This window comes from Enterobacter sp. MGH 16 (assembly GCF_000493175.1).
Classification (GTDB): domain Bacteria; phylum Pseudomonadota; class Gammaproteobacteria; order Enterobacterales; family Enterobacteriaceae; genus Enterobacter; species Enterobacter roggenkampii.
This window is the reverse complement of sequence record NZ_KI535695.1, coordinates 701,558-715,224: the sequence shown is the minus strand read 5'-3', so window position 1 is coordinate 715,224 and position 13,667 is coordinate 701,558. Positions and strand designations below refer to the sequence as shown.

Annotated in this window: 10 protein-coding genes; 6 read left to right on the top strand and 4 right to left on the bottom strand. The window is 54.8% G+C overall.

Features of this window, described 5'->3' with window-relative positions:
• Positions 1–7: 7 nt before the first annotated feature.
• Positions 8–799, top strand: a complete 792-nt coding sequence (ssuC, locus tag L362_RS19385) for an aliphatic sulfonate ABC transporter permease SsuC (RefSeq protein ID WP_023343694.1) — start codon at positions 8–10, stop codon at positions 797–799.
• Positions 796–1,566 (top strand): aliphatic sulfonates ABC transporter ATP-binding protein, encoded by a 771-nt coding sequence (gene ssuB / locus L362_RS19390; protein WP_008499944.1) that lies wholly within the window; start codon positions 796–798, stop codon positions 1,564–1,566. Before ssuC ends, ssuB begins: the two co-directional genes overlap by 4 nt.
• 50 nt (positions 1,567–1,616) lie before the next feature.
• Here the strand turns inward: ssuB and pepN are convergent, their stop codons facing one another.
• Positions 1,617–4,229 (bottom strand): aminopeptidase N, encoded by a 2,613-nt coding sequence (gene pepN / locus L362_RS19395; RefSeq protein WP_023343693.1) that lies wholly within the window; start codon positions 4,227–4,229, stop codon positions 1,617–1,619.
• Positions 4,230–4,483: 254 nt separating this feature from the next.
• Here pepN and pncB point away from each other — a divergent pair, with 254 nt between their 5' ends.
• The 4 genes from pncB (at position 4,484) to L362_RS19415 (ending at position 10,293) form a co-directional block, all read left to right on the top strand.
• Positions 4,484–5,686 carry a nicotinate phosphoribosyltransferase gene (gene pncB / locus L362_RS19400; RefSeq protein WP_023343692.1) on the top strand — a complete coding sequence of 401 codons (1,203 nt, stop codon included), beginning with the start codon at positions 4,484–4,486 and terminating at the stop codon, positions 5,684–5,686.
• A 166-nt stretch (positions 5,687–5,852) separates the two neighbouring features.
• Positions 5,853–7,253, top strand: coding sequence for an asparagine--tRNA ligase (gene asnS, locus L362_RS19405; RefSeq protein ID WP_021240867.1), 1,401 nt, complete (start codon positions 5,853–5,855; stop codon positions 7,251–7,253).
• 606 nt (positions 7,254–7,859) lie between these two features.
• The gene (gene ompF, locus L362_RS19410; protein WP_023343691.1) at positions 7,860–8,918 is read left to right on the top strand and encodes a porin OmpF; all 1,059 of its coding nucleotides are present in this window, start codon (positions 7,860–7,862) and stop codon (positions 8,916–8,918) included.
• Positions 8,919–9,102: 184 nt separating this feature from the next.
• Positions 9,103–10,293: an amino acid aminotransferase gene (locus L362_RS19415; RefSeq protein WP_023343690.1), complete on the top strand. Its 1,191-nt coding sequence runs from the start codon at positions 9,103–9,105 to the stop codon at positions 10,291–10,293.
• A gap of 48 nt (positions 10,294–10,341) precedes the next feature.
• Here the strand turns inward: L362_RS19415 and L362_RS19420 are convergent, their stop codons facing one another.
• The 3 genes from L362_RS19420 to ldtD form a co-directional block, all read right to left on the bottom strand.
• Positions 10,342–10,989, bottom strand: a complete 648-nt coding sequence (locus L362_RS19420) for an MBL fold metallo-hydrolase (protein WP_008499950.1) — start codon at positions 10,987–10,989, stop codon at positions 10,342–10,344.
• Between the two features lie 20 nt (positions 10,990–11,009).
• A complete protein-coding gene (locus L362_RS19425) occupies positions 11,010–11,561 on the bottom strand; it encodes a peptidoglycan L,D-endopeptidase MepK (protein WP_008499951.1) in 552 nt (183 codons plus the stop codon).
• A gap of 174 nt (positions 11,562–11,735) precedes the next feature.
• Entirely contained in the window at positions 11,736–13,559 is a 1,824-nt protein-coding gene (gene ldtD, locus L362_RS19430; protein ID WP_023343689.1) for a L,D-transpeptidase, read from the bottom strand.
• Positions 13,560–13,667 lie beyond the last annotated feature (108 nt).

Sequence of the window (13,667 nt, the reverse complement as noted above, 5' to 3'; positions counted from 1 at the left end):
AGTGACCATGTCTGCCACTTCACAAAAATGGCTGCTGCGCGCCGCACCGTGGTTTTTGCCCGTCGGCATCGTGGCTCTCTGGCAGCTCGCGTCGTCCACCGGCTGGCTGTCGAGCCGCATTTTGCCCTCTCCCGAGGGCGTTATCGAAGCGTTCTGGTCGCTGAGCGTCAGCGGCGAGCTGTGGCAGCATCTGGCAATCAGCTCCTGGCGCGCGGTGATTGGGTTTTCCATCGGCGGCAGTATCGGGCTGGTTCTGGGCTTGGTGAGCGGCCTTTCACGCTGGGGCGAGCGGCTGCTGGATACCTCCATTCAGATGCTGCGGAACGTGCCGCATCTGGCGCTGATCCCGCTGGTGATTTTATGGTTTGGGATTGATGAAAGCGCCAAGATCTTCCTCGTGGCGCTGGGCACGCTGTTCCCGATCTACATCAACACCTGGCACGGCATCCGCAATATCGATCGTGGTCTGGTGGAGATGGCACGAAGCTACGGCTTGTCGGGTTTTTCTCTCTTTACTCACGTGATCCTGCCGGGCGCCCTGCCCTCCATCATGGTCGGGGTGCGCTTTGCGCTCGGCCTGATGTGGCTGACCCTGATTGTGGCGGAAACTATATCGGCCAACTCCGGCATCGGGTATCTGGCGATGAATGCCCGCGAATTCCTGCAAACGGACGTGGTAGTGGTTGCCATTATTCTTTATGCCCTGCTCGGCAAACTCGCTGACGTTAGCGCCCAGTGGCTGGAGCGCAGTTGGCTGCGCTGGAACCCGGCCTACACTCTTCAGGAGGCGAAAGCATGAATACTGCACGACTGAATCAGGGGACCCCGTTACTGCTGAACGGTGTCACCAAACGCTACGGCGATAACACCATTCTTAACGGGCTGGATTTGCATATTCCCGCCGGACAGTTTGTGGCCGTAGTCGGGCGCAGCGGCGGCGGCAAGAGTACGCTGCTACGGCTGCTGGCCGGACTGGAAGCCCCCAACGGCGGCGACATTCTGGCAGGAACGACGCCGCTTTCGAATATTCAGGATGATACCCGCATGATGTTCCAGGATGCACGCCTGCTGCCGTGGAAATCGGTTATCGACAATGTCGGGCTCGGTCTTAAGGGTAACTGGCGGGATGAAGCCCGCCAGGCGCTGGCCGCCGTTGGGCTGGAAAATCGCGCCGATGAATGGCCTGCCGCACTCTCGGGTGGACAGAAGCAGCGCGTTGCGCTGGCGCGGGCGTTGATTCACCGTCCGGGCCTGCTCTTGCTCGATGAACCACTGGGCGCGCTCGACGCCCTGACGCGAATCGAAATGCAGGATTTGATTGGTTCCCTCTGGCAGACGCACGGCTTTACGGTACTGCTGGTGACGCATGACGTGAGCGAAGCCGTCGCAATGGCCGATCGGGTGCTGTTAATAGAGGAAGGAAAAATCGGTCTGGATCTGACGGTGGATCTTCCCCGGCCTCGTCGCGTGGGCTCGGCAAGACTGGCGGAGCTGGAGGCAGAAGTGCTGGATCGGGTGATGAAACGCGGGGGCACGGAGTTACAGCGAGCTAAGGCTAATGCCTGATGCCCTCACCCCCGGCCCTCTCCCACAGGGAGAGGGAGGGTAAACTTTTATTACGCTAACGCTTTAGCAATCTTCTCGTACAGATCGCCAGACAGGTTTTCCAGCCCTTTCAGCTGCTCAAGCGCGGCACGCATCTTCGCCTGACGCTTCTCATCGTAGCGTTTCAGACGGATTAGCGGCTCTATCAGACGCGACGCCACCTGCGGGTTACGGCTGTTCAGCTCGGTCAGCATTTCCACCATGAACTGATAACCGCTGCCGTCTTCGGCGTGGAACGCGGCGGGGTTGCTGCTGGCAAACGCGCCAATCAGCGAGCGTACGCGGTTTGGGTTGCTCAGGGTAAAGGAACGATGCTTCAGCAGGCTGCGCACCTTGCTGAGCGCATCGGCCGCCGGGCTGGTCGCCTGCAGGATGAACCACTTATCCATTACCAGACCATCCTGATGCCACTTGTCGTCATACTCCTGCATCAGCGCATCGCGGCACGGCAGTTCGGCGGCAACGCTTGCGCCCAGCGCGGCCAGCGCGTCGGTCATGTTATCCGCCTCGTGATACTGCTTGCTCACCAGGGTGTTCGCCAGCTCGGTTTCACCAAACGCCAGATAGCGCAGGCAGGTGTTACGCAGAGAACGTTTACCAATGTCCGCGTGCTCAACGCGATAAGCGTCAAGCTTGTTGGCGTTATAAATGGCGAGGAACTCGTCAGCCAGTTCAGCAGCCAGCGTACGGGTCAGCGCTTCACGCACCGCCACGATCGCGATCGGATCGATAATCTCGAACAACTCCGCGATTTCCGTTGCTGACGGCAGGGTCAGAATTTCAGCGGCCAGCGCCGGGTCAATCTTCTCATCCAGCAGGATCGCGCGGAACGCGTCAGCCACGTGAACAGGCAGCGACAGCGGCTGACCCTGCTGGTGACGGTTTACGTTGATCTTGATGTAGGTCGCCAGCAGGCTTTGCGCCGCATCCCAGCGGGAGAAGTCGTTGCGGGCGTGACGCATCAGGAACGTCAGCTGCTGATCGCTCCACTTGTACTCCAGCTTCACCGGCGCGGAGAACTCACACAGCAGCGCAGGCACCGGCTGGAAGTAGACGTTATCGAAGATAAAGGTCTGCTCGGCCTGGGTCACGTTCAGCACGTGGTGTACCGGGTGGCCGCCCTTCTGCAATGGAATGACTTTGCCCTCGTTATCGTACAGCTCAATGCTGAACGGAATATGCAGCGGGTATTTCTCTTCCTGCTCTGCCGTCGGCGGCGTGCGCTGGCTGATGGTCAGCGTGTACTGCTCGGTTTCCGGATTGTAGTCGTCTTTGACGGTAACAACTGGCGTACCGGCCTGGCTGTACCAGCGGCGGAAGTGGGAAAGATCAACATTAGAAGCATCTTCCATTGCCTGCACAAAATCGTCGCAGGTGGCCGCACTGCCGTCATGGCGCTCGAAGTAGAGCTGCATCCCTTTCTGGAAGTTCTCTTCACCCAGCAGGGTGTGGATCATGCGGATAATTTCAGCGCCTTTCTCATACACCGTCAGGGTGTAGAAGTTGTTCATTTCGATGACTTTATCCGGACGGATCGGGTGCGCCATTGGGCTGGCATCTTCCGCGAACTGCAGGCCGCGCATGGTACGCACGTTATTGATGCGGTTCACCGCGCGTGAACCCAGATCGGAGCTGAACTCCTGGTCACGGAAGACGGTCAGGCCCTCTTTCAGGCTCAGCTGGAACCAGTCGCGGCAGGTGACGCGGTTACCGGTCCAGTTGTGGAAATATTCGTGGCCGATGACGCGTTCGATATCGAGATAATCTTTATCGGTGGCGGTATCGGTGCGCGCCAGCACGTATTTGGAGTTAAAGACGTTCAGGCCTTTGTTCTCCATTGCGCCCATGTTGAAGAAATCAACGGCAACGATCATATAGATGTCGAGGTCATATTCGAGGCCAAAGCGCTCTTCGTCCCACTTCATGGAGTTGATGAGCGAGGTCATCGCCCACGGCGCGCGGTCCAGGTTACCACGGTCAACAAACAGCTCCAGCGCCACTTCGCGGCCTGAGCTCGTTTTGAAGGTGTCGCGCAGCACGTCGAAGTCCCCTGCCACCAGCGCAAACAGGTAGCACGGTTTCGGGAACGGATCCTGCCACTGAACCCAGTGACGGCCATTCTCCAGCTCGCCTTCGCCTACGCGGTTGCCGTTGGAGAGCAGGAAGGGATACAGGGTTTTATCTGCGATGATTTTGGTGGTGAAGCGCGCGAGGACGTCCGGGCGGTCGAGATACCAGGTAATGTGGCGGAACCCTTCCGCTTCACACTGGGTACACAGCGCCACGCCTGACTGATAAAGCCCTTCCAGCGCGGTGTTGGCGGCCGGGCTGATTTCATTCACGATGCGCAGCGTAAACTGTTCCGGCAGGTTGTCGATGACCAGCTGGTTGTTTTCTTCTTTATAGTCTGACCAGGCTTCATCATTAATATGCAGGGAGACCAGCGTCAGGTCTTCGCCATCCAGACGCAGCGGCACAGCAGTTGCGCTGTGGCGCGTCACCTGACTCACCGCCGTGACAACGGTTTTAGTGGCATCCAGGTCAAAAGTCAGATCGATTTCGCTAATCAGATAATCCGGCGCACGGTAGTCGTGGCGGTATTTGGCTTGTGGCTGTTGTGTCATAGAAAACCTTATGCATCGTTTGTCGAGTAACGTTTCAATATATTCCTGTTGCGCAAAACGCGCTATGCAGAATGTTCATCTTTTCAGGGTCAACACCTTTTTTTGCTACATTTGTATAACACGGGGCACAAAATGCCCTCGACCATAAAACGCGCTTATGTTGTGATCGGGGTTCAATAAATCACTAAACAAGGTATACTCCGGAGTTGTTTATTGTACTAAACGCTCCTGTGAGAGGATGCTACTGCGCACCTATGACTCAATTCGCTTCTCCAGTTCTGCATACGTTGCTGGATACCGACGCGTATAAACTGCACATGCAGCAAGCCGTTTTCCACCATTACTATGACGTTCATGTCGCGGCGGAATTCCGCTGCCGTGGCGACGACTTGCTCGGTATCTACGCAGACGCCATTCGTGAACAGGTCAATGCTATGCAGCATCTGACGCTGCAGGACGAGGAATATCAGTGGCTTTCTGGCCTGCCTTTCTTCAAAGCCGACTACCTGAACTGGCTGCGCGACTTCCGCTATAAGCCGGAGCAGGTCACCGTGGTTAACGATAACGGCAAGCTGGATATTCGCCTTGCAGGTCCGTGGCGGGAAGTGATCATGTGGGAAGTGCCGCTTCTGGCGGTAATCAGTGAACTGGCTCACCGCTACCGTTCCCCGGAAACGGGCGTAGCGCAGGCGGTGGCCTCGCTGGAAAAGAAACTCGCTGACTTCTCCACGCTGACCGCAGGGCTGGACATGTCCCGCTTCCGCCTGATGGACTTTGGCACCCGCCGCCGTTTTTCGCGTGACGTTCAGGAAGCCATCGTTAAACGTCTGCAGCAGGAGCCGTGGTTCGTGGGCACCAGTAACTACGATCTGGCCCGTCGCCTCAATCTGACGCCAATGGGTACCCAGGCGCACGAGTGGTTCCAGGCGCATCAGCAAATTAGCCCTGACCTGGCTAACAGCCAGCGCGCAGCGCTGGCCGCATGGCTTGAGGAGTACCCGAGTCAACTCGGAATTGCCCTCACGGACTGTATTACGATGGATGCCTTCCTGCGCGACTTTGGACCTGAATTTGCGGAGCGTTATCAGGGGTTGCGCCACGATTCCGGAGATCCGGTTGAGTGGGGTGAGAAGGCGATTGCCCATTACGAGAAACTGGGCATTGACCCGATGAGCAAGGTGCTGGTCTTCTCCGATAATCTCGATCTGGCGAAAGCCGTCGAACTCTATCGCCATTTCAACGCCAGAGTGAACCTGAGCTTCGGGATCGGTACCCGGTTAACCTGCGACATTCCTCAGGTAAAACCTCTGAATATCGTGATAAAGCTGGTGGAATGTAACGGCAAACCGGTGGCGAAACTCTCCGACAGCCCGGGCAAAACCATCTGCCATGACAAGGCGTTTGTCCGCGCGTTGCGCAAAGCCTTCGATCTTCCCCAGATCAAAAAAGCCAGTTAAGCGCTTAAGGGAGCCTTCATGGCTCCCCTCTTCTTATTTATTTCTCAATTCTTCCCTTTTGACCGCGAAATTTACTTGTCTGATAGCGGATGGCAGGTAACATAGATATCCCCCCATAAGGGTGGACAAGTGTTTATTTTTTCCGACTATTAACAGAGAGAATATTATGAGCGTTGTGCCTGTAGCCGACGTACTCCAGGGCCGTGTCGCCGTTGACTCAGAAGTCACCGTGCGCGGATGGGTGCGTACCCGCCGAGATTCTAAAGCTGGCATCTCCTTCCTTGCCGTCTATGACGGTTCCTGCTTTGATCCTGTACAGGCCGTCATTAATAATTCTCTGCCCAATTACAATGATGACGTTCTGCACCTGACGACGGGCTGTTCCGTTATTGTCACCGGCGTGGTCGTGGCATCCCCGGGCCAGGGTCAGAGTTTCGAAATTCAGGCTTCTGCCATTGAAGTCACCGGCTGGGTTGAAGATCCGGATACCTATCCGATGGCGGCTAAACGTCACAGCATTGAGTATCTGCGTGAAGTGGCGCACCTTCGTCCACGTACCAACCTGATTGGTGCGGTTGCTCGCGTACGTCATACGCTGGCGCAGGCGCTGCATCGTTTCTTCGATGAGCAGGGTTATTTCTGGGTGTCTACCCCGCTGATCACCGCGTCCGATACGGAAGGCGCCGGTGAGATGTTCCGCGTCTCAACGCTGGATCTCGAAAACCTGCCGCGCACCCCGGAAGGTAAAGTGGACTATGACAAAGACTTCTTTGGTAAAGAGGCCTTCCTGACCGTATCCGGTCAGCTCAACGGCGAAACGTACGCCTGCGCGCTGTCTAAAATCTACACCTTTGGCCCTACCTTCCGTGCCGAAAACTCCAACACCAGCCGTCACCTGGCGGAATTCTGGATGCTGGAGCCTGAAGTGGCGTTCGCCAACCTGGACGATGTTGCAGGTCTGGCGGAAGCGATGCTGAAGTATGTCTTCAAAGCGGTGCTGGAAGAGCGTCCGGACGACATGAAATTCTTCGCCGAGCGCGTAGACAGCGACGCGGTAGCCCGCCTGGAGCGCTTCGTCTCTGCCGATTTTGCGCAGGTGGACTACACCGACGCGGTGGCGATCCTCGAGAAATGCGGTGAGAAGTTCGAGAACCCGGTTTACTGGGGCGTAGACCTGGCGTCTGAGCACGAGCGCTATCTGGCCGAGAAGCATTTCAAAGCGCCGGTTGTCGTTAAAAACTACCCGAAAGACATTAAGGCCTTCTATATGCGCCTTAACGAAGACGGTAAAACCGTGGCAGCGATGGACGTCCTGGCGCCGGGCATCGGTGAAATCATCGGTGGCTCTCAGCGTGAAGAGCGTCTGGACGTGCTGGACGCGCGTATGGAAGAGATGGGTCTTAACCCTGCGGACTACAGCTGGTACCGCGATCTGCGTCGTTACGGTACCGTACCGCACGCCGGTTTTGGTCTGGGCTTTGAGCGTCTGATCGCCTACGTGACCGGTGTGCAGAACGTTCGTGACGTGATTCCGTTCCCACGTACGCCACGTAACGCCAGCTTCTAATCGGTAAAAGACTAAAATGGCCAGCCTGTGCTGGCCATTATTTTATCCTGTATTGTCATTTTTCGTCAGCGTAAAGTCAGCATCTTCAAACCTTCACCCCGTCACAACCACTACCTGTTACGTTTTGTTTCCGCGAAATATCCAGCCACAAAAAATAAACCCCATTCTTATTGAGCTTATTACATCCTCAAGCAATAGCACAAATTTCAATCAATTTTACAGCCATCCAGAAGGCTTTTCGGCGTCATAAGAAAAAACGAGTCGTTTATCGTCTGTTTATATGAATTGCCTTTATCCAAATTAATCATAAGGAATTCATATATATAGGATAGATGCTGTCGCTTAATTCACCAAGGCGTTCTGAAGTTTGAGGTGGTTCACAAAGTTCCCAAAAATACACATTTGGTTACATATATTTTCTTTTGGTTACTCAATCTTGAGATTTGTAGCACTTTCAGGCTAGCGAAACGCTTCGGCGAATGGAAAGATGCCTGTCAGATACATAAAGACACCAAACTCTCATCAATAGTTCCGGAAATATTTATTGACAGAATTTATTGACGGCAGTGGCGAGTGTCATAAAAAAACCAATGAGGGTAATAAATAATGATGAAGCGCAATATTCTGGCAGTGGTAATCCCTGCCCTGCTGGTAGCCGGTGCAGCCAACGCTGCAGAAATCTATAACAAAGACTCTAATAAACTGGATCTTTACGGGAAAGCGGTTGGTCTGCATTACTTCTCTGACTATGCTGGCAACGATGGCGACCAGACTTACGCTCGTCTGGGCTTCAAAGGCGAAACGAAAATCAACGACCAGCTGACCGGTTATGGCCAGTGGGAATACAACTTCCAGGGTAACAACTCCGAAGGCGCCGATGCTCAGAGCGGTAATAAAACCCGTCTGGCGTTCGCAGGTCTGAAATTCGGTGATGCAGGCTCCTTCGACTACGGTCGTAACTATGGCCTGGTGTACGATGCAATCGGCATCACCGATATGCTGCCAGAATGGGGTGGCGACACTGGCAAGAGCGATAACTTCTTCTCCAGCCGTAATGGTGGTCTGGCGACTTACCGTAACAGCGGCTTCTTCGGCCTGGTTGACGGTCTGAACTTTGGCGTTCAGTACCTGGGCAAAAATGACCGTGATGATGCAGTACGTTCTAACGGTGACGGCTGGGCAACCTCAGTCAGCTATGATTTCGAAGGCTTTGGCGTTGTGGGTGCATACGGCGCAGCTGACCGTACCAACAGCCAGCAAAAACTGGACTGGGGTAAAGGCGATAAAGCTGAGCAGTGGGCAACTGGCCTGAAGTATGACGCAAACAACATCTACCTGGCAGCGCTGTACGGCGAAATGCACAACGCCGCGCGTTTGAGCAGCAACGGTTTCGCTAACAAATCTCAGGACTTCTCTGTTGTCGCTCAGTATCAGTTCGACTTCGGTCTGCGTCCATCCATCGCTTACTACAAATCTAAAGCGAAAGACGTAGAAGGCATTGGTGATGAAGATTTCATCAACTACATCGAAGTTGGCGCGACTTACTACTTCAACAAAAACATGTCCACCTATGTTGACTACCAGATCAACCAGCTGAAAGATGACAACAAACTGGGCATCAACAACGATGACACTGTAGCACTGGGTCTCGTCTACCAGTTCTAATCAGTACACCACTTTGTTATATGCTTAATGAACAGGGCTTCGGCCCTGTTTTTTTATGCCTGACAGAAAATAATGGCGACTTTTGAAAAGCCGCACGCTTTTCGTCGCAAACGGTTGGCATTTTGTAAATCTACCGTTAACCTGATAGCGGATTTCACTTCTGTAATCACAATGGAACTTCGTCATGTTTGAGAACATTACCGCCGCTCCTGCCGACCCGATTCTGGGCCTGGCCGATCTGTTTCGTGCCGACGACCGCCCTGGCAAAATCAACCTGGGTATTGGTGTATATAAAGATGAAACCGGCAAAACTCCGGTACTGACCAGCGTTAAGAAAGCTGAGCAGTATCTGCTGGAAAACGAAACCACCAAAAACTACCTCGGTATTGATGGTATCCCTGAATTTGGTCGCTGCACCCAGGAGCTGCTGTTCGGTAAAGGCAGTGCAATTGTGAGTGACAAACGTGCCCGTACGGCACAGACCCCGGGCGGTACCGGCGCGCTGCGCGTGGCGGCGGATTTCCTTGCGAAAAACACCTCTGTGAAGCGTGTCTGGGTAAGCAATCCAAGCTGGCCGAACCACAAGAGCGTATTTAACTCTGCGGGTCTGGAAGTGCGTGAATACGCCTACTACGACGCAGCAAACCACTCTCTGGACTTTGACGGCCTGCTGGCAAGCCTGAGCGAAGCGCAGGCGGGTGACGTGGTGCTGTTCCACGGCTGCTGCCACAACCCAACCGGTATCGATCCAACGCTTGAGCAGTGGGAACATCTGGCGAAGCTGTCCGTAGAAAAAGGCTGGCTGCCGCTGTTTGACTTTGCCTACCAGGGCTTCGCCCGTGGTCTGGAAGAAGATGCCGAAGGCCTGCGCGCGTTCGCCGCGGTGCATCAGGAGCTGATCGTTGCAAGCTCCTACTCCAAGAACTTTGGTCTGTACAATGAGCGTGTAGGTGCCTGTACGCTGGTTGCGACTAACGATGAGACCGTCGATCGCGCGTTCAGCCAGATGAAATCCGTTATCCGCGCTAACTACTCTAACCCGCCGGCACACGGTGCCTCTGTTGTTGCGACTATCCTGAGCAACGATGCGCTGCGCGCCATCTGGGAACAAGAGCTGAACGATATGCGTCAGCGTATTCAGCGCATGCGCCTGCTGTTTGTGAACACCCTGGCGGAGAAAGGCGCGGACCGCGACTTCAGCTTTATCATCAAACAGAACGGCATGTTCTCGTTCAGCGGCCTGACCAAAGAGCAGGTTCTGCGTCTGCGTGAAGAATTCGGCGTGTACGCCGTGGCGTCTGGCCGCGTGAACGTTGCAGGCATGACGCCTGACAACATGGCGCCGCTGTGCGAAGCTATTGTCGCCGTACTGTAATTTGCGCCCATAAAAAAGCCTGCATTATGCAGGCTTTTTTTATTCGGGTTACCAGACAGGCATCTCATCCTGAAGGAACGGATTATGGAGCCGTTCATAGCCCAGCGTCGACATCGGACCGTGCCCAGGGATAAACGTCACATCATCACCCAGCGGCAATAACTTCTGTTTTATCGACTGAATCAGCTGCCCGTGATCGCCGCGCGGAAAATCGCTGCGTCCTACGCCACCTTTGAAAATCACATCGCCGGAGATCAGCAGACGAGACTGGTCATCAAAGAAGACGATATGGCCTGGCGTATGCCCAGGACAATGCAACACCTGTAAAGTCACATTCCCTATGCTAACGCGCTCTCCTTCGTTCAGCCAGCGATCGGGCGTCAGGGGCTGACACTCATCCAGGCCAAACATGCGGCTTTGGGCGGGTAACCCCTGTAGCCAGAACTCATCTTCTTTTTCCGGACCGACAATCGGCACGCCGTAGTGTTCAGCCAGTTCAGCCGCTGCGCCCACATGGTCGAGGTGACCATGCGTCAGTAAAATCTGCATAAGCGTCACGCCGCTGTCGGCGACTTCCTGCTTGATCTTCTCAGCGTCACCGCCGGGATCGACAAGCGCGGCCAGTTTAGTCTGTTCGCACCAGATGAGTGAACAATTCTGGGAGAACGCGGTAACCGGAATAATACGATAGTTCATACTGCTCCTGTGTTTCGTTATTACCAGTGCCGAACCGGACCGGTATCAATATGCACAAAGTTGCTGCTGGGGTAATATCCTACACCACCTGCGCGCATAGATAACGCAGCTTTGCGAATATTGGCTAACGAAACGCCCTCAATATGGAAATCCATTGCCTGTCCCTTCGTGTGATAGCTTTTTTTCGCTACCCCACGACTGTGGGCACGCAGTTCATTATTGGTATCAACAGAGCGATAACCAGAAATAAGCTGCACCGGCTTGCTGGTGCCCAGCAGGCCCTGAAGGCGGTAAAGCTGATCAAACAGTCCTGGATCGATGGCTTTTATTTTATTCGCGCGGAAATCACGGAAAAAATGGTTAAGTCTTGCTAATTCATCCTGAATATAGCCTCTGCCATCGAAGAACTCCGCTTTTAGCGACTCACCGGTATGAAGATTGTTGAGCGTTAAAACTCGCGGACGAGGTGTCGAGAGGGTGGCAAATGCTGGCGTCGGCAAGATGGCCGCTGCGCCAAGCGCAACACCACCTAACGCCAGCAGTTTGCGGCGATTAGCGTCAAATTTGTCCATGATAATCAGGTCTACAGGTAAAAGAAATCGTAATATGCTTAGCGCACGAAGGGCACCTTAACTGGCAAAACCGAGTACGTCAAGGCGCCCAACCCCAGTGAATACGCGGCTTGCAGCGATATAGCCCCTTATTCACCCTAACTTACGACAATCATTTTTCCCGAACTGCTTCATTTACCTGATTAATTGTTCCGCTTTTGGCAAAATTTGTGCGCCGGATCGCGCGGTGAGATCATAATTGTAAATATCTGTACGGTACTGAGTCCGCCCGTCTTCGCCCACAAACGCCGTCATATAGTAAAGATTGACCGGAATATTGTGCCGAATATTAACGTAACGCGTATCCCCTTGTTTCAGGGCATCCGAAATGCGCGTATCGTTCCACCCTGCATCCTGCAGCAGCATATTGGCCAGCTCCGAGGCTTTGTTCACGCGCACGCAGCCAGAACTCAGCGCGCGCGTATCTTTCTGGAACAGGTTGTGGTTCGGCGTATCGTGCAGATAGATAGCGTCAGAACTCGGCATATTGAATTTGTAACGCCCTAAAGAGTTATGCGCCCCCGGTGCCTGCTGGAAACGGAACGGCAGGTTTGACGCCGTGATTGTCGACCAGTCGACCATATAAGGATCGATAGCCTCTTTACTGTTCCATCCACGCATCACCGTATAGCCATGACGTTCCAGATAACCCGGATCGTTCCAGACCTTCGGCAGAATGTCTTTACGCGCCAGCGTCGGCGGCACGTTCCACGGCGGGTTAACGACTACGTTATTGAGCGCGCTGCTCATCATCGGTGTTTTGCGATCCGGACGCCCGACAATCACGCGCGACGCCAGTTTTTCGCTACCGTCCTGGTAATAGACCAGGGAATACGCCGGAATGTTAACCATAATGCCGGTAGAGAGGGTTCCCGGCAGCAGGCGCAAACGCTGGATATTGAGCGCCAGCACCCCTGCCCGCTGCGCAGGCGATACGTTCAGCCAGTCTCGCGTCGTCTGGCCAATGACGCCATCGGCTCCCAGCCCCTGAGCGGCCTGGAATTGCTTCACTGCCGCAACCAGCTCGCGATCGTATGCTGCGGGTTTATTGCTGACGGCAATCGCTTTTTTCTCTTTCACGGGCGCTGACGGGCTGACCGCCGCGTTTTGCGGATCGTCGCCTGGCAGGGCGATATGTGGCCCGCCTTCAAGAAGACCCGAGCGCGTCAGGATCTCGCGCAGAGCAGGCACATCGCTACTCCACTGCCCCGGACGCAGCGTCGCGGTGCCGCGCATCTGCGGCCATGGGCGCGAGTCGCCCACCAGCGCGAGGAGAGACTGGTGAAGCGTGGCGTATTGTGGATGCGCCGGTGCGAGGCTGGCAATAAAGCGCGGCAGTTCGCCATTATCGAGGGCTAACTGCCACTGGTTAATCACCGACAGCGCTGGCGTCGCGAGCTTATACGGCTTATCGCTGTAAAGCCAGCGGTTGCCATTGACCGGAATACCCGCCACGAACTGCAGGTAACCCATCATGGCATCGGAAAGCACCACATCTCTCGCCTGCCCTGTTACGGCAGGATCGGTTAACAGCTCAACCCACTTTGTAAACTGCGGCTGAAACCCTGCAATTGCGACCTCCGCCAGCTGTTGCTGGAAGGCGCGCACGGCATCGCGGTTTTCCCACATCGGTTTCATATCGCGGGCAGCATAAAGCAGCGTGAGCTGATTGAGATAGACAGGCGTGTAGCCTGACGGCAGCCCCGACTGCAGCTGCTGGCTGAGCGATTCGGCGTCGATGCCTTCCGGCAGCGGCTTAATACCGGCCATGATCGCCGTCGCCGGAGATTGCTCCAGCGGCTGGGACAACGACGTAGGCTGCGCGCCCGTCGTTGCCGAGCTGTCAGTTGGCACAATTTCAGGCTCGTCGGCCTGGGCGGTTAACAGTGGAGCAAACATCACTGCCAGACATAAACTTAGCGCCGACAGCTGACGACCACATTTTTTCTTAAGCAACATCCCTTGCCCCCTGTTTTCACGACATGCCCATCACGTTGGGGCTTTCTTTCATTATAGGTAGACGGCTAAGCTGTTGCCTTACCTTATGTAAAGAAGTTTAAAGATAAC